The following is a 15,888-nucleotide window of genomic DNA, read 5'->3' on the forward strand; positions in this document are numbered from 1 at the left end:
GTGTGCGTGTCCGGACCTGCCGAGAAGGCCACCGAACAGGACCGACGCGACCTCATCGTCAGGGTCGCGCGAGAGCTGGCCGAGACGGAGGGTTGGGCGGGGGTGAGCACCCGCCGGCTGTCCGAGCGGGCCGAGATCGACATCGGGGACATCTACCGGCACTTCGCCGATCTGGAGGCGCTGCTCGCCGCCGTCGCGGTGTGCGCCTTCGCCGATCTGGCCGCCGACCTCGCCGAGGCGCACGCGGATGCCACCGAGGAACCCGAGGGCGCCTGGCCGGCGGTCGCGGCCGCGTACCTCGACTTCGCGTACGCGAATCCGGAGGTCTACGACGCGATGCTCGCGCTGACCCCCGACCTGGCCCTCGGCGTGGACGGGGTGCCGGCCGCGCCGCGTGCGGTCTTCACCGAGCTGCGGGCGGCCCTGGCCCCGCTCGCCGAGGGGCGTGATCCGGACACCCTCGCCGAGGTGGGGTGGAGCCTGCTGCACGGCGTCGTGATGCTCACCCGGGGCGGCCGGTTGCGACCCGAGGGGCAGGAGGAGCGCGAGGCGATGATCGCCGAACGGTTGCTGCGGTGGCCCTGCCCGGCGGGCGGGAACTCGGTGGGGGCTTCGGCGGAGATGCCCTAGAGTTCCGGACCGCAGTGGGCATGATCGCGAGGGGGCGGCATGACGGTGGACGTGACAGCCCGTCGAGGGGCGCAGGTGCTGATCTTCGACGCGGACGACACCCTGTGGGAGAACAACGTCGTCTTCGAGCGGGTGATCGACGACTTCCTGGACTGGCTCGACCATCCCACTCTGGACCGGGCGCAACTGCGGGCCGTCCTGGACGACATCGAGCGCGCGAACACGGTGGCGCACGGGTACGGCAGCAAGGTCTTCCTGCGCAGCCTCGCGGACTGCCTGGAGCGGCTGCGGGAGCGACCGGCCACCGACGCCGAGCGGCAGGAGATCGACCGGTTGGCCCTGGCACTCGTCGAACACCGGGTGGAGTTGATGCCGGGCGTGGCCGACGCGCTCGACGAGCTGGCCGGCCGGCACGAGTTGCTGCTGCTGACCAAAGGGGACCGGACGGAGCAGCAGCGCAAGCTGGACGCCTGCGGCCTGCTGCACCACTTCTCGGCGGCGCACATCGTCGCGGAGAAGAACCCCGACACGTACCGGTGGCTGGTCCGGGAGCACGGCTTCACGCCCGGCAGCGCCTGGATGATCGGCAACTCTCCGAGGTCGGACATCCTGCCGGCCAGGGCGGCCGGATTGAACGCGGTGTTCATCCCGAACGAGAACACGTGGGTGCTGGAGGACGACGAACTGGATCCGGCCGACGGCGGCGTGCTGCGGCTCGCCGCGTTCCGGGACCTGCTGCGGCACTTCTGACCGCCCGGCGCGCCCGAACAGCGTCCGCGATCATGGTCGCGTTACGCCGACATGCCTGTTTTCCACCTTGGGATCAGTCACGCCGTGGGCCGTCCGACATGGCTTGTCCAGCCCGCCGGGAGCCGCCTAACCTGGGCCGGCGCTCACGGCCCTTCGGGGTGTGCCGGGGGCGTGGCGGCGTTCGGTGGGTGAGCACCGTGGAGCTGAGTGCACGGCGGTCGGATTCCCGGTCACCCGCGCGTGGTGTCGTGCCACGCCCGCGCGGCAGGGTGCCGGAGCTGTCCGCTCCCATGCCGGACAGCCGAGGGTCAGGGCCGGGTAGTTGCGGACCCGGTCCTGATCCGGCTGCCGCCGGTCACGGGGCAGATAGCGGGCCGGTCAACTGTCAGGATGGGCGATATGAAGCGTAGAAACCTCCTCCTCGGCGCCGCGGGTCTGGCGGTGCCGGCAGTGCTCGCCCCGACGGCCCCCGCGCAGGGCGTGGGTCGACCGTCGGCGCCGGCCGTGGGGCGGGTCTCGCTGTCCAGTCCGCGCCTGCCGACCCTGCCGAACCACCGGCTGGCCGCCCGGTTGGCCCTCCTACCGGCCCAGACGCGGCAGGCGATCATCGTCAGCGCCACGAGTTTCACCACCACGTACGCCACCCTCGAGGCGTACGTGCGGGTCAGCAGCGGCTGGCAGCCGGCCGTGACGCCGATGCCCGCCCGGATCGGCTCGAGGGGGTTCAGCGACAACCACGTGGAGGGCGTGCCCACCACCCCCACCGGCATCTACTCGATCGGCCCCACCATGTACGGCATCGCCGCGAACCCCGGCGTGCGGTATCCGTACCACCGGCTGGTCAGCGGCGACTGGTGGAACGAGAACCCGTCGTCCCCGCGGTACAACACGTTCCAGCAGAGCTCGACCAACCCGGGCGGTGCCAGCGAGGCGCTGTGGCAGGAGACCCCCGATTACACGCACTTCGCGGTGATCACCTACAACATGCCGCCGAACGTGCCGACGCCGATCCCGAACGCGGGCAGCGGCATCTTCCTGCACCAGTTCGGCACCAGCAGCGGTAACGCCACCGCCGGCTGCGTCGCCCTGGCACACGACCACCTCGTCGACGTGCTGGCCTGGCTCGACCCGGCGCTGTCACCGCGGATCATGCTCGGCCCGTACGGCCAGCTCGGCCGGTACTGACCCGGGTTACCGACGGGGTCTCGCGCTCAGGAGCCGTCGCCTCGGACGATCGCCACCGCCACCCGGCAGAACTCGTCCATGTCCGGGTTGAACCCGGCCGCGATGTCGGGATGCAGCCCGGACCGCGTCTCGTCCAGCAGCCGCTGGCAGACCTGCTCGACCGGCTCACCGGCGTAGTCGCCGCGGACCCGTTCGATCGCCGCCTGGAGCGCCGAGGTCAGCTGGTCCTCCAGCGGGCCGCGCAGCTTCTGCTGCACGGGGTCGAGCCCGCGCGGGTCGAGCGTGACATGTGGCTCCGACATCGGTGCTCCCTTCGTCGGCGTCCGCGATACCCCATCGCGGACGTCGGTCAAACCCCGGTCGGTACGGCGGCGACCCGCACCTGGTACGAGAAGTCCTCCGCCGGCTGCTCGTGGTACGACAACCTGCGGATCTGCCGGTCGTCGTCGTAGAGGGCGACGTCCACCAGGACGCCGAGGTGGGACAAACCGATGCTGGACACCCGCTTCTTGTCCTGCAACACCGCGCAGACGCCGCCGAGCAGGGTGCTGGCGTCGGACGTGCGGTGCCCGGGCGGGCAGCGCAGCACCAGGTCGACCTCGACGGGCCCGGCCAACGGCGTCCAGCCGGTGCGCTGGGCGGCCGTCAGGGCGGCCTGGAGCAGGGTGCGGACCCTCGTCGCCTGCCGGTGCCCGGCGGCGAAGATGGACAACGCTTCGGTCTTGACCGGTGGCAGGCCGCTCACCTCGAACGTCAGGGCGAGAGCGCGGGTGTCCTGCACGACGGCACCTCCTCGTTGGGACGATCCTGCCGAACGGGGGGAGCGGCGGTGGGACGATCCCGCGATTACCAACCGATCGGGCAGGCTGGGGTCGGCCGGAGGCGTGTCGACGGCGGCGGCGAACGCGCTGGCTGCGGCGCTGGGGAAAACGCTAGCGGACGCCGCCCGCGCTGGGTAGTCGGTCGTTCACCCGGTGGGACGTGGTGCGAAGGCGCAGAACTCGTTGCCCTCCGGGTCGGCCAGCACCCACCAGTGGTGGGCCGTGTCGACCGGATCCCGCAGCAGGGTCGCGCCCGCGTCGAGCAGCGCGGTCGGTTCCGGGTCGACCATCTCGACGTCCCAGTGCATGCGGTTCTTGACCGTCTTGGGCTCGGGCACCCCGGCGAACACCCAGTAGTCCCAGGGGAACCCGGCCGCGCCGACGACACCCGCGTGGGTCCCCTCGTCCTCGACGGTGCCGCCAACCACCCCGGCCCACCAGGTCGCCTGCGCAACCGGGTCGGTCGAGTCGACGACCAGCTCGAACGGGCCCGGCCGGGTGCCCTTCCGGGCCGGGAACCCGCAGAACTCGTTGCCCTCCGGGTCGCTCAACACCCACCAGGTCGCCTCGCCGCCCGGCTCGCGGACCAGTCGGGCGCCGTCCGCGAGCAGCGCCGCCGGGCCCGCGTCGGCCAACCGCAGATCCAGGTGTACGCGGGTCTTGTCGACCCGCGGCTCGGGCACCCGGTTCACCCAGATCGACTCGGCGTCGGAGCGGGCGGAGCGGCGATCGACCCGGGTGTCGCCGTCGCCGGCGTCGGCCACATCGCCATCGAGCATCCTGGCCCAGAAGCCGCCGAGTGCGAGCGGATCGTCTGCGTCCAGGCAGAGATCCTTGAATCGGGCCAGCATCGTTTCATCATGCCGGGTCCGGGCCTACCTGTCCGGCAGGAAGGTGGCACACCGCACGCCATCCTTGACGTTATATAACGTCGCACGTACTATCCAGGCGTGCATGAATCCACATTCCTCATCCTCACGGCTCTGGCCGGGCAGCCGTTGCACGGCTACGGGGTCGTCCAGGCGGTCGAGGAGTTGTCGGCGGGCGACGTGAAGCTGCGGCCCGGCACCCTCTACGGCGCACTCGACCGCCTGGTCGAGCAACGCCTGATCGAGGTCGACCGGGAGGAGGTCGTCGACGGGCGGCTGCGCCGCTACTACCGGCTCACCGAGGCGGGGGCGGTCGCCCTGCGAGCCCGGGCCGAGCGACTGCGTCGGCATGCCACGGCGGCCGAGACCCAGCTGGGCAAGCGCCTCGGCGGTGCCCTGGCCTCCGGCACGGTGATCGCATGACCGCCGCCGAATGGTCGAGCGAAGACCGCAGTCTCGAACGCCACTACCGGAAGTTGCTGCTCGCCTACCCGGGCCGGCACCGGCGGCGGTACGGCAGCGAGATGATCACCACGCTCCTGGAGATGGCGGTCTCGGGCCAGCGCCGTCCCCGGCCCGGGGAGGCAATGCACCTGGTCGCCAGCGGCCTGCGCCAGCGGCTCCGGCTGCCCGCGCGCGGGCCGCTCCCGGTGATCGCGGCGGTTCTCCTGGCCCTGACGACGGGTGCGTTCGGTGCGGCCGCCGGGTCCTGGGCGGGCTCGCAGACGTTCGCGGAGCTGCCTGACGACGCCGCGGTCGCCGCCCTGGCCGAGCGGGCCAGTGGGTCCACCGACGACACCGTCCAGATGCGCATTCCGTCGCCGTGGCAGGAGGAGTCGATCTCGACGACCACCGTTGTCGGCGGCACCTGGGACGCCGAGCAGGCCCGGCAGCGGTTCGCAGCCGGCGGGTGGTCGGTCTCCGACATCGCACCGACCGACGGGCGGGCGGTCACGTACAACCCCGACACCAGATCCCGCGTCGACCTCCCGATGCGCAACTCGACGTTCAGCGCCAGCTCGGGCGGGTTGACACTCCAGGTGCGGGGCTACCTCACCGCCGACCGCGGCTCGGTCCACGTCATCGGTTGGTCAGAGAGCAGAGCATCGTTCCTGCCGTTGATCGTGACGGGCACCGTGCTCGGACTCATCGTCGGATGGCTGATCGCGGCGGCCCTCGCGTACCGGATCGTGGAGGCGTCGGCCGAGCGGCGGCGTACCGCCGCCGGGCTCTGGGTCGGGGCACTGGTCGCGCTCGCCCTGCCGGCGGCAGCCCTCTACGGCAACGTGCTGCGGGCCTTCCGGGACCACGGCGACGTCGGCCCGGTCTTCACCGTGCACAGCGCGTTCACCCCCGGCGCCTACTACCCGTTCGGGCCGACCTGGCAGATCCTCGCCCTGACCATCGCCGGGGTCGTGCTCGCGGGCGCCGCGATCCTGCTCGCCCGCCCCGGCGCCCAGCCCGGAGCGCGGACAGCGGTGGTAGCGAGCTGAAACTCCGCCGCTGTTGTCCGACTCCCGGGCCGGTAGGGCGTGATCGAGCCCGGGGAACGCGATGAGAAGGCCCTGCGGGTGGGGCCTTCTCATCGGTTGTGGTCAGTGCTGCTTGGCGTACCCGACGAAGGCCTTCCAGGCCGCCGGGTCGACGCGCAGGGTGCCGCCGTCGCGGTCCTTGGTGTCGCGCACCAGCACCACGGTCGGCAGATTGTCGGCGACCTCGACGCAGGACCCGCCGTTGCCACCGGACCGGGTCGACTTGCGCCACTGTGGGGTCAGCATGCCCATGACTTCGCCACTTCCTTGATCAGCTCGGTTGACTGCCGGCGGGGGAGCGCCTCGTTCCGCACGATCTCCCACGTCTTCGCCAGCTTAGCGACGTCGGTCGGTGCATCGACGAACTGCGCGGTGAGCTGGTTGTCCGCGTGAGCCACCCGTTCACCGTCGGGCATCTCGGCGATGATGAACTGCCCCGCCAGCCCCAGATACATCCCAGCATCCACCGGCACGATGTGCACCTGGATATGCTCCGCCGTCGCCAACTGGGCGAGGTGTTCGCACTGCTCGACCATCAGACCCGGCTGGTCGAGCACCGGCCGGCGCAGCACCGCCTCGTCCAGCACGGCGATGAGCTGCGGCGGGCACGGGCGGTGCAGGATCGCCTGGCGCTCCAGCCGGGAGGCGACGATGCGGTCCACGTCCTCGGCGTCGAACCGGCCACCGGCCAGTGTCGCGCGAGCGTACCGCTCGGTCTGGAGCAGACCCGGCACGTACGCCAACTCGAACCAGCGCAGCGTCGTCGCCTCCCGCTCGAACTCGATCCACTCGCGCAGCCAGGCGGGCTCGGCGTCGAGCCGGGCCAACCCCTCCAGCATGCGCAGGAAGCGCCCGCCGGTCTGGTGGTGGTGATGTGGCCGGCCCAGGGCGGCCGAGTCGATCAAGCGGCGTCGGGGCGTGGGGCACAGAGGGCCGGTGGCGGTGCGCATACTCGCCGTGACCGCCAGGTTTCGCGACTTCACGGGCGGGGCAGAGTAGCCGTTACAGAGCGTTCGCGCCGGAGTTTTCGCAGCTCACCGGCTCGGAGGCGTCTCGCCGTGCGCCGGGGCACGGATGCCCTCCCCGGTCTTTCGCCGAAGAGAGGGGGAGGGCGATGACGGACCCCGAAACGGCTCGGCACCGACGTCGACCGGTTGCCCGGCTGGGGGCGGCGGCCGCCGCGCTGGCGCTGGTCGCGCCGCTGGCCGCGTGCGCCGGTGACGACAGCGGCGGCACGCCGACGATCAACCTGTACTACCCGCCGGAGCAGAACCTCCAGAAGGTCGTCGACGACTGCAACGCGCAGGCCCAGGGCCGGTACAAGATCGAATACCGGGTGCTGCCGCGACAGGCCGACGACCAGCGGGTGCAGATGGTGCGGCGGCTCGCCGCCGAGGACCCCGGGATGGACGTCCTGGGTCTCGACGTCACGTGGACCCAGGAGTTCGCCAGCGCCGACTGGATCCGGGAGTGGACCGGCCAGGACAAGGCCGAGGTCGAGCAGGGCACCCTCGCCGGGCCGCTGGACACCGCCCGCTACGAGGACAAGCTCTTCGCCGCGCCGAAGAACACGAACGTGCAGCTGCTCTGGTACCGCAAGGACCTGGTGCCGCAGCCGCCGACCACCTGGGACCAGATGATCAGCGCGGCCCAGCAGCTCAAGGACCAGGGCAAACCGCACCAGGTGCTCACCATGGGCGCCCAGTACGAGGGCCTGGTCGTGCTCTACAACACCCTGGCCGAGAGCGCCGGCGGGAAGATCCTCTCCGACGACGGCAAGAAGGCCTTGATGGACGAGGGCACCGTCCGGGCGCTGGAGCAGTTGCAGCGCTTCGCCACGTCGGGCGTGACCTCGCCGTCGTTCAGCAACGCCACCGAGGACCCGGTCCGGTTGGAGTTCCAGTCCGGCTCCGGCGCGTTCCAGGTGAACTGGCCGTTCGTCTACCCGGCCCTCCAGGAGGCCAACCCGGACCTGGCCAAGCAGGTCGGCTGGGCCCGCGTGCCCGGCATCGACGAGGGCACCCCCAGCAAGGTCACCATCGGTGGGGTGAACCTGGCCGTCAGCTCGTACTCCAAGCACCCGGACCTGTCGTTCGAGGCGGCCCGCTGTCTGCGCAGCGCCGAGCACCAGAAGTTCTCCGCGATCAACGACGGCGTGCCGCCGACCATCGAGGCGGTCTTCGACGATCCGGAGATGACCGAGGCGTACCCCATGAAGGACACCATCCTGGAGGAGCTGAAGGAGCCGGCCACCCGGCCGCTGACCCCCGCCTACCAGAGCATCTCCACAGTCATGTCAGCCATCCTGTCCCCGCCGTCGGCGATCCGTCCGCAACAGACCGCCGACGAGCTGCGCGGCGCCATCGCCGACGCCCTCGAATCGAAGGGGGTCCTGCCGTGAGCATCAACGCCACGCCGACCGGTGCGGACACCGCCGTCGAGGAGACCGAACGGCAGGCCGCCGTACCCGCCCAGCGTACCGGCGGACGTCGCAAGGCACCGCTGAGCGAGAACAAGAAGGCCGAACGCAAACTCGGCTGGCTGCTCTGCGCGCCTGCCGCGCTGGTGATGGTGGCGGTGACCGCGTACCCGATCATCTACTCGGTCTGGCTGTCGTTGCAGCGCTACGACCTGCGCTTTCCCGACCAGCGCGAGTTCATCGGGCTGGAGAACTACGTCACGGTGCTCACCAACGAGTTCTGGTGGACCGCGTTCGGCGTGACCATGCTGATCACGGTCGTCACCGTGGCCGTCGAGCTGGTGCTCGGCATGGGGTTGGCGATCATCATGCACCGCACCCTGGTCGGGCGCGGTCTGGTGCGCACGTCGGCGCTTATCCCGTACGGGATCGTCACGGTCGTGGCCGCGTTCTCCTGGCGGTACGCCTGGACGCCGGGCACCGGCTACCTGGCCGACCTGTTCAGCGACGGCGCGCCGCTGACCGAGCGGGCCAGCTCCCTGGCGATCATCATGCTCGCCGAGATCTGGAAGACGACCCCGTTCATGGCGCTGCTGCTGATGGCCGGGCTGGCGCTGGTGCCCGACGACCTGCTCAAGGCCGCCTCCACCGACGGGGCGACCGCGTGGCAGAAGTTCACGAAGGTGATGCTGCCGGTGATGAAGCCGGCGATCCTCGTCGCGCTGCTGTTCCGCACCCTGGACGCGTTCCGCGTCTTCGACAACATCTTCGTGCTGACCGCGGGTGGCAACGAGACCTCGTCGGTGTCGATGCTCGCCTACAACAACCTGATCCGGGGTCTGAACCTCGGCATCGGCTCGACGATGTCGGTGCTGATCTTCATCACCGTGGCGATCATCGCGTTCGTCTTCGTGAAGTTGTTCGGTACCGCTGCCCCCGGCAGCGACGACTCCGAGAGGCGCTGAGATGGCTGTCGAAACCACCACGCGGGCGAAGCTGCGCTGGGGTCTGCTGGACGTCCTCGTGGTCGTCTTCGCACTGGTCCCCGTCCTGTGGATCGCCTCGCTGTCGTTCAAGACGCCGGCCACCCTCACCGACGGGAAGTTCATCCCCCGGGAGTGGACGCTCGACAACTACCGGACGATCTTCGACACCGACCAGTTCGTCCGCGCGCTGATCAACTCGATCGGCATCGCCCTCATCGCCACGCTCATCGCGGTGGTGCTCGGCGCGATGGCCGCGTACGCGATCAGCCGGCTGGACTTCCCCGGCAAGGGCCTGCTCGTCGGCGTCTCACTGCTCATCGCGATGTTCCCGCAGGTGTCGCTCGTGTCCCCGCTGTTCGAGATCGAGCGTCAGCTCAAGATCTTCGACACCTGGCCCGGCCTGATCCTGCCGTACATCACGTTCGCGTTGCCGCTGGCGATCTACACGCTGTCGGCGTTCTTCAAGCAGATTCCGTGGGACCTGGAGAAGGCGGCGAAGATGGACGGCGCCACCCAGGCCCAGGCGTTCCGCCGGGTGATCGCCCCGCTGGCCGCACCCGGCCTGTTCACCACGGCGATCCTGGTGTTCATCTTCTGCTGGAACGACTTCCTGTTCGCCATCTCGCTGACCTCCACCGAGCGCTCCCGCACGGTGCCGGCCGCGCTGTCGTTCTTCACCGGCGCGTCGCAGTTCGAGGACCCCACCGGGGCGATCTGCGCCGCCGCCGTGGTGATCACCGTTCCGATCATCCTGTTCGTCCTCTTCTTCCAGCGCCGCATCGTGTCCGGCCTGACCTCCGGCGCAGTCAAGGGATAGGTGAGTAGTCATGGCTGACATCGTGCTCGACAAGGTGAGCAAGAGTTTCCCGGACGGGACCGTCGCCGTGCAGGACGTCGACCTGGAGATCGCCGACGGCGAGTTCGTGATCCTGGTCGGTCCCTCGGGCTGCGGCAAGTCCACAACCCTCAACATGATCGCCGGCCTGGAGGACATCAGCTCCGGCGAGCTGCGCATCGGCGGCCAGCGGGTCAACGACAAGGCCCCCCGGGACCGGGACATCGCCATGGTGTTCCAGTCGTACGCCCTGTACCCGAACATGACCGTGCGCGAGAACATGGCCTTCCCCCTGCGACTGGCGAAGCTGGACAAGGAGACCATCAACTCCAAGGTCGAGGAGGCGGCGAAGGTCCTGGAGCTGACGTCCCTGCTGGACCGCAAGCCGGCCAACCTGTCCGGCGGTCAGCGGCAGCGGGTGGCGATGGGCCGGGCGATCGTCCGCCAGCCAAAGGCGTTCCTGATGGACGAGCCGCTGTCCAACCTGGACGCCAAGCTGCGGGTGCAGATGCGCACGGTGGTGTCCCGGTTGCAGAAGAAGCTCGGCACCACCACCGTCTACGTCACCCACGACCAGACCGAGGCGATGACCCTCGGCGACCGGGTCGTGATCATGCGCGGCGGCGCGGTGCAGCAGGTCGGCCCGCCGCAGGAGTTGTACGACCACCCGCGCAACCTCTTCGTGGCCGGCTTCATCGGCTCGCCGTCGATGAACTTCCTGCACGCCGCCGTACAGGACGGCAGCCTGCACACCGCGCTGGGCGACGTGCCGCTCGGCGACCGGGTGCGCCGTGAGCTGGAGGCCGCCGACGCGCCCCGCGAGCTGATCCTCGGCATCCGGCCCGAGCACTTCGAGGACGCCGAGCTGATCGACGACGACACCCGCCGGAAGGGACTGGAGTTCGAGGCGCCCGCCGAGATCGTCGAGTCGATGGGCTCGGACAAGTACGTCTACTTCACGGTGGAGGGGGAGAAGGCCAGCGCCGCCGAGCTGGAGGAGCTGGCCGCCGACGCGGGCGCGGCCGACTTCGCCGGCGCCGGTGGCAACCTCGTCACCCGGCTGTCCGCCGAGTCCCCGGTCGCCGAGGGGCAGACCCGCCGGGTCTGGTTCAACCTGGAGAAGATCCACCTGTTCGACCCGGCCAGCGGCCGCAACCTGACCCTGCACGAGGGACGGGCGTCCGGCGCGCTCGCCGACTGACGACCCACCATCCCGCGATCTTGCAGCTTCGGTCGCCGACCTGGGCGGGTATGTCCGCTCTGTCGGGACAGAAGTGCAAGATCGCGGGAGCGGGTGGTGGCGGGGCGTGGCAGGGTTGGGGCGGGTTGCGTCGTGAAGCGGGGGGATCGATGGATCGGCGACTTGTCGCGTTGGCTGACGCGCACGGAGTGTCCACCTGGTACGAGGACTGGCGGCACCGCCGCGTCGACGTCGCCCCGGAGACAGTCGTGGGTGTCCTCGGTCTGCTCGGTGTGGACGCCACCAGCCCGTCCGCCGTCGCCGACGCGCTCGCCGCCGTCCGCGCCGTCGACAGGGCCGCGCTGCCGCCGACCGTGGTACTCACCCACGGCACCACCCGCGCGCTGCCCGGCCCCGGCGTGGTGACCCTCGAGGACGGGAGCCGCCGGACCGTCGACACCGAACTGCCAGGTGACCTGCCGCTGGGCTGGCACCGACTGGCCTGCGCCGGACGCGAGGCGACACTCGTCGTGGTACCCCGCCGGCTGCCGGCGCCGCCGCCCACCTGGGGCTGGATGCTCCAGCTCTACGCGCTCACCTCGGAGCACTCGTGGGGCATGGGCGACCTGGGCGACCTGGCCGAGTTCACCGGCTGGGCCGGCACCAACGGGGCGGGGCTGGTGCTGCTCAACCCGCTGCACGCGGTCGGCCCGTCGCACCCGGTCGCCGCCTCGCCGTACTCACCGGCCAGCCGGCGGTTCGTCAACCCCCTCTACCTGCGCGTCGCCGACACCGCCGCGTACCGGGCGGCGGACCCGCCGACCCGCGCGATCGTCGACGCCCTCCGCCCCGACCGTGGCGACCTGATCGACTACGACGAGGTGTGGGCCACCAAACGGCACGCCCTGGAGCTGCTGCACCCGTATGCCGGGCCGGTGGACCTCGACGCGGACCCGGCGCTGACCTCGTTCGCCACCTGGTGCGCGTTGGCCGAGCGGCACGGCAACGACTGGCGGGCCTGGCTGGCCGAGCTGCACCACCCCGACGCGCCCGCGGTCGCGGAGCAGCGCCGCCAGCTCGCCGACCGCGTCGCCTTCCACGCCTGGCTGCAACAGCTGTGCGACGAGCAGCTCGACGCCGTGACAGCGGCGGCCCGCGCGGCCGGGATGCCGGTCGGCGTGGTGCACGACCTGGCCGTCGGTATCGACCCGGGTGGCGCGGACGGCTGGCAGCTCGCCGACGTGCTGGCCCAGGGCGTACGCGTCGGCGCCCCACCCGACGACTTCAACCAGCTCGGGCAGGACTGGGGGCTCGCCGCGTGGCGACCGGACCGGCTCGCCGCCACCGGCTACGCGGCCTACCGGGACATGCTGCGCCGTACCCTGCGGCACGCCGGTGGCCTGCGGGTCGACCACGTCGCCGGGCTGTGGCGACTGTGGTGGGTGCCACCGGGCGGTGGCGCGGCCGACGGCACCTACGTGCGCTACGACGCCGAGGCGATGCTCGGCATCCTCGCGCTGGAGGCACACCGGGCCGGCGCGGTGGTCGTCGGCGAGGACCTGGGCACCGTCCAGCCGGAGGTGACCCGGGGGCTGCGGGAGCGCAACATGCTCGGCTCGACCGTGCTGTGGTTCACCCGCGACGACGACGGCGACTTCGTCGCGCCGAGCCGGTGGCCCCGCAACGCGCTCGCCACCATCTCCACCCACGACCTGCCGACCGCGCCCGGGTTCCTGGCCGGTGAGCAGGTGCGGGTACGCGACGAGTTGAAACTGCTCAGCACCGACACGGCGGTCGAGCGGGCGCGGGCCGCCGAGGAGCGGGAACGGTTGCTGGCGATGCTGCGCGCCGAGGGTCTGCTGCCGGACGGCGAGCTGTCGTCCGACGACGAGGAGGTGGACGACGAGGAGGTGGTGGTGGCGATGCACGCCGCCCTCGCCGCCAGCCCGGCGCGGCTGCTCGGTGTGTCCCTCTACGACGTGCTGGGCGAGGTGCGTCAACCCAACATGCCCGGCACCGTGGACGAGTATCCGAACTGGCGACTGCCGCTGCCGGCCACCGTGGCGCAGATCCGCACCGACCCCCGGGTGGCCCGGATCGCCGCGTTGCTGACCGAGGCCCGGCCGCGGCCGGCGCGCTGACCTCGTCGGTCAGGCCGGCCACTCGAAGCGGGGCGGCAGGCCGAGGAAGTCCGCGTACCGGCCCAGGGCCTGCTCCACGCGGGCGCGTCCGGTGGCGGCCAGGGGCGTCAGCGGCTGGATCGTCACGGTGACCGTGGACCGGCCGATCCGGCGCTTCCACACACCCACCACCCGACCGGCGTGGACCACGGTGGCCTGGAAGATCCCGTTGTTGCCGGGGACGACTGCGCTCTGGTGGGCGGGGTCGAGCATGAGCGTGCGGTCCCGATAGCCCAGCAGGTACTCGTCGAAGCCGGGCAGCGCGAGCAGCTCGTCCTGCGGACTGCGTGGCGCGTCGGTCGACGCCGCGTCCACGTACATCGGCTGGCCGTCGACCCGTACCGTGCCCAGCGCGTCGCCGGCGGCGCTCAGACCGCGTCGCGCGTCGGTCAGGGTGAGGCCGGTCCAGCCGGCGAACTCGCGGTCGGTGACCGGGCCGTGCCCCCGGACGTAGCGGTGGGCGAGCACCGCGAGGGCCTCGTCCCGGTCGAGGCGGCGCGGCGCGGGCGCCCACTCGTCGAGCAGCGCGAAGGTCTGCTCGGTGCCGACGTTCGGGGCCAGGCAGGTCACCCCGCGTACGCTCGCGAACCACAGCAGGTGGTAGCCGCGCTGCCCGTCGGTGCTCAGCCCCGCCTCGCGCAGGGTGGCCAGGCACTGCGCCCGGGTGAGTCGACCGCCCCCGGTCAGCGCGGCACCGAGGACGTCAAGCGCCCGGTCGACGTCGGCGTCGGTGAGCCCGAGCTGCGCCCGGCGGGTCGCCGCGCCGGCCAGCGAGCGGACGCCGGTCACCTCCAGCATCCAGCGCGCGTCGGCGGGTGGGACGAGGTGCACGGTGCCCCGCATCGGCCAGGTGCGTAGCGCCTCGCGCCGCTCCAGCGCCGCCTGCACGTCGGCCACCCGGCACCCGGGCAGGCGGGCGCCCAGCGACCAGAGCCCGCTGGCCAGGTCCTGCGCCTGCATCGCGCCGAACCACCCGACCACCTCGGCGACGGTGCCCGGCCGGCCGCCGGGGTGTGGGCGCAGCAGCAGGCTGGTCATCCGCAGTGCCAGCGCTTCGGCTGCGCTGAGATCGGCAGGCATCGCCACGCCCCTCTCCGGTGACCGGGCCGCCAGCCTAGGTGACGGCACCGACAGAACGTGCCGGCGTGAGGCGTAACGGTGGTCGAGCTGGGAAAGCGGCCGGCCGGAAGTACGCGCGCCGCGCGTGGGAAGGGAGTCTCATGACTGCCGCAAGCGAGCCGGCCCGGGGTGCCGGCACATCGGCCGGGTCCCGGACCCATCGGGGGGACGCCCGCGCGAAGACGAGCGCGGCCGCCACCTTCGCTCTGGTCTTCGGCGTCGCCGGTCTGCTCAGCGTGCTGACCGCCATCCTGGCCTGGATCGGGCTGGTGCTGGGCATCATCGGGATCATTCTCGGCATCGTCGGCCTGAAGATGAGCCAACGGCCCGGGGTGACCGGTCGGGGCGTGTCCATCGGTGGCCTGGTGTTGAGCATCCTCGCGGTGCTCATCGGTCTGGGTCTCGCCGCAGGCATCACCACCTTCGTCAACAACCAGGGCGCGGTGGACCGCCTCCAGCAGCAGGTCGACGACCTGCGCGACAAGCTCGACTGACGGTGGGCCCGGTGGTGGGGCCACGGTGTTCCGCCGACCCCCCACCGGGCCGACTCGACCCGTCCGACCGCGTCGACCCCGGTGGTCAGCGCGGCGCACGTGGTGGTGCGGAACGAGTAGCGCGATCGGGCTGACGGACCGGACCGGGGCCTGTGGCGTCGGCGACGAGGGTGGGTGTGGGCAGGATGCTCCCGCCTCCGCTACAGTCGAAGCGGATCCCTGATCCGTTTTGTCCGCCCGCGCGAATGAAGGAGAGCCGGTGTCGGCGACCAGCCAGTCCCCGGAGGTGCCGGCCCGAGGCAGACGGGCCGACGCGGTGCGCAACCAGCAGGCGCTGCTCAGCGCCGCCGCCGCGGTGTTCGTCACCTCCGGTGTCGAAGCCCCGATCCGCGAGATCGCGGCCCGGGCCGGAGTCGGCATCGGGACGATCTACCGGCACTTTCCGACCCGGGCGGATCTCGTCGTCGCCGTCTACCGGCACCAGGTCCAGGCCTGCGCCGACGCCGGCCCCGTGCTGCTGGCCAGCGCCGACTCGCCGTTCTCCGCGCTGCGACAGTGGGTCGACCTCTTCATCGACTTCCTGGTCACCAAACACGGGCTCGCCAACGCGTTGCAGTCGGACACCGGCGGCTTCGACGCGTTGCACACCTACTTCCTCGACAACCTGGTGCCCGTCTGCGCGCAACTGCTCGACGCCGCGGCCGACGCCGGCGAGATCACGCCCGACACGGGTGCCCTCGAACTCATGCGCGGCATCGGCAACCTCTGCATCGGCGGCGACAAGGACCCCCGCTACGACCCCCGCCGCCTGGTCGCCCTGCTCCTGCGCGGCCTCGCCCAACCGCGGTGACCGGTGTCGGCACTCCCGACCGGCACCCGCGGAGATCA

The 15,888-nt window shown here is 71.4% G+C and carries 18 protein-coding genes; 12 read left to right on the top strand and 6 right to left on the bottom strand.

Annotated elements, in window-relative coordinates:
* Positions 1–6: 6 nt before the first annotated feature.
* From ABZS77_RS16125 to ABZS77_RS16135, 3 genes are all read left to right on the top strand, one after another.
* On the top strand, positions 7–630 hold the full coding sequence (locus ABZS77_RS16125; RefSeq protein WP_354823165.1) for a TetR/AcrR family transcriptional regulator: 624 nt from the start codon (positions 7–9) through the stop codon (positions 628–630).
* Between the two features lie 39 nt (positions 631–669).
* On the top strand, positions 670–1,380 hold the full coding sequence (locus ABZS77_RS16130) for an HAD family hydrolase (RefSeq protein WP_354823167.1): 711 nt from the start codon (positions 670–672) through the stop codon (positions 1,378–1,380).
* Positions 1,381–1,779: 399 nt separating this feature from the next.
* Complete coding sequence (locus tag ABZS77_RS16135; protein WP_354823169.1) at positions 1,780–2,565, top strand: L,D-transpeptidase family protein; 786 nt, start codon at positions 1,780–1,782, stop codon at positions 2,563–2,565.
* A 26-nt stretch (positions 2,566–2,591) separates the two neighbouring features.
* Here the strand turns inward: ABZS77_RS16135 and ABZS77_RS16140 are convergent, their stop codons facing one another.
* From ABZS77_RS16140 to ABZS77_RS16150, 3 genes are all read right to left on the bottom strand, one after another.
* Entirely contained in the window at positions 2,592–2,867 is a 276-nt protein-coding gene (locus ABZS77_RS16140; protein ID WP_354823171.1) for a hypothetical protein, read from the bottom strand.
* A gap of 47 nt (positions 2,868–2,914) precedes the next feature.
* Positions 2,915–3,346 carry a hypothetical protein gene (locus ABZS77_RS16145; protein WP_354823173.1) on the bottom strand — a complete coding sequence of 144 codons (432 nt, stop codon included), beginning with the start codon at positions 3,344–3,346 and terminating at the stop codon, positions 2,915–2,917.
* A gap of 186 nt (positions 3,347–3,532) precedes the next feature.
* Positions 3,533–4,237 carry a VOC family protein gene (locus ABZS77_RS16150; RefSeq protein ID WP_354823175.1) on the bottom strand — a complete coding sequence of 235 codons (705 nt, stop codon included), beginning with the start codon at positions 4,235–4,237 and terminating at the stop codon, positions 3,533–3,535.
* Between the two features lie 99 nt (positions 4,238–4,336).
* On the opposite strand from ABZS77_RS16150, the gene ABZS77_RS16155 reads away from it, so the two are divergent.
* The gene (locus ABZS77_RS16155; protein ID WP_354823177.1) at positions 4,337–4,678 is read left to right on the top strand and encodes a PadR family transcriptional regulator; all 342 of its coding nucleotides are present in this window, start codon (positions 4,337–4,339) and stop codon (positions 4,676–4,678) included.
* Positions 4,675–5,748 (top strand): hypothetical protein, encoded by a 1,074-nt coding sequence (locus ABZS77_RS16160; protein WP_354823179.1) that lies wholly within the window; start codon positions 4,675–4,677, stop codon positions 5,746–5,748. Before ABZS77_RS16155 ends, ABZS77_RS16160 begins: the two co-directional genes overlap by 4 nt.
* 102 nt (positions 5,749–5,850) lie before the next feature.
* On the opposite strand, the gene ABZS77_RS16165 is transcribed toward ABZS77_RS16160, so the two are convergent.
* Together ABZS77_RS16165 and ABZS77_RS16170 are read right to left on the bottom strand one after the other, a co-directional pair.
* Entirely contained in the window at positions 5,851–6,033 is a 183-nt protein-coding gene (locus ABZS77_RS16165) for a DUF397 domain-containing protein (protein ID WP_354823334.1), read from the bottom strand.
* A complete protein-coding gene (locus tag ABZS77_RS16170) occupies positions 6,027–6,770 on the bottom strand; it encodes a DUF5753 domain-containing protein (protein WP_354823181.1) in 744 nt (247 codons plus the stop codon). Before ABZS77_RS16170 ends, ABZS77_RS16165 begins: the two co-directional genes overlap by 7 nt.
* A 131-nt stretch (positions 6,771–6,901) precedes the next feature.
* On the opposite strand from ABZS77_RS16170, the gene ABZS77_RS16175 reads away from it, so the two are divergent.
* The 5 genes from ABZS77_RS16175 (at position 6,902) to malQ (ending at position 13,348) form a co-directional block, all read left to right on the top strand.
* Complete coding sequence (locus ABZS77_RS16175; protein WP_354823183.1) at positions 6,902–8,188, top strand: ABC transporter substrate-binding protein; 1,287 nt, start codon at positions 6,902–6,904, stop codon at positions 8,186–8,188.
* Positions 8,185–9,171 carry a sugar ABC transporter permease gene (locus ABZS77_RS16180; RefSeq protein WP_354823185.1) on the top strand — a complete coding sequence of 329 codons (987 nt, stop codon included), beginning with the start codon at positions 8,185–8,187 and terminating at the stop codon, positions 9,169–9,171. The genes ABZS77_RS16175 and ABZS77_RS16180 overlap by 4 nt, the downstream gene beginning before the upstream one ends.
* A 1-nt stretch (position 9,172) precedes the next feature.
* A complete protein-coding gene (locus ABZS77_RS16185) occupies positions 9,173–10,009 on the top strand; it encodes a carbohydrate ABC transporter permease (RefSeq protein WP_354823187.1) in 837 nt (278 codons plus the stop codon).
* A 10-nt stretch (positions 10,010–10,019) separates the two neighbouring features.
* Complete coding sequence (gene ugpC / locus ABZS77_RS16190; RefSeq protein ID WP_354823189.1) at positions 10,020–11,228, top strand: sn-glycerol-3-phosphate ABC transporter ATP-binding protein UgpC; 1,209 nt, start codon at positions 10,020–10,022, stop codon at positions 11,226–11,228.
* 149 nt (positions 11,229–11,377) lie between these two features.
* Positions 11,378–13,348 carry a 4-alpha-glucanotransferase gene (gene malQ / locus ABZS77_RS16195; RefSeq protein WP_354823191.1) on the top strand — a complete coding sequence of 657 codons (1,971 nt, stop codon included), beginning with the start codon at positions 11,378–11,380 and terminating at the stop codon, positions 13,346–13,348.
* 9 nt (positions 13,349–13,357) lie between these two features.
* Here malQ and ABZS77_RS16200 read toward each other — a convergent pair whose 3' ends face one another.
* Positions 13,358–14,467: a winged helix DNA-binding domain-containing protein gene (locus tag ABZS77_RS16200; protein ID WP_354823193.1), complete on the bottom strand. Its 1,110-nt coding sequence runs from the start codon at positions 14,465–14,467 to the stop codon at positions 13,358–13,360.
* Positions 14,468–14,607: 140 nt separating this feature from the next.
* On the opposite strand from ABZS77_RS16200, the gene ABZS77_RS16205 reads away from it, so the two are divergent.
* Complete coding sequence (locus ABZS77_RS16205) at positions 14,608–15,000, top strand: hypothetical protein (protein WP_354823195.1); 393 nt, start codon at positions 14,608–14,610, stop codon at positions 14,998–15,000.
* A 259-nt stretch (positions 15,001–15,259) separates the two neighbouring features.
* The gene (locus tag ABZS77_RS16210; RefSeq protein ID WP_354823197.1) at positions 15,260–15,850 is read left to right on the top strand and encodes a TetR/AcrR family transcriptional regulator; all 591 of its coding nucleotides are present in this window, start codon (positions 15,260–15,262) and stop codon (positions 15,848–15,850) included.
* The last annotated feature ends 38 nt before the right edge of the window (positions 15,851–15,888 follow it).

Origin of the sequence: Micromonospora sp. NPDC005298 (assembly GCF_040607375.1) — a bacterium.
Lineage (GTDB): Bacteria > Actinomycetota > Actinomycetes > Mycobacteriales > Micromonosporaceae > Micromonospora.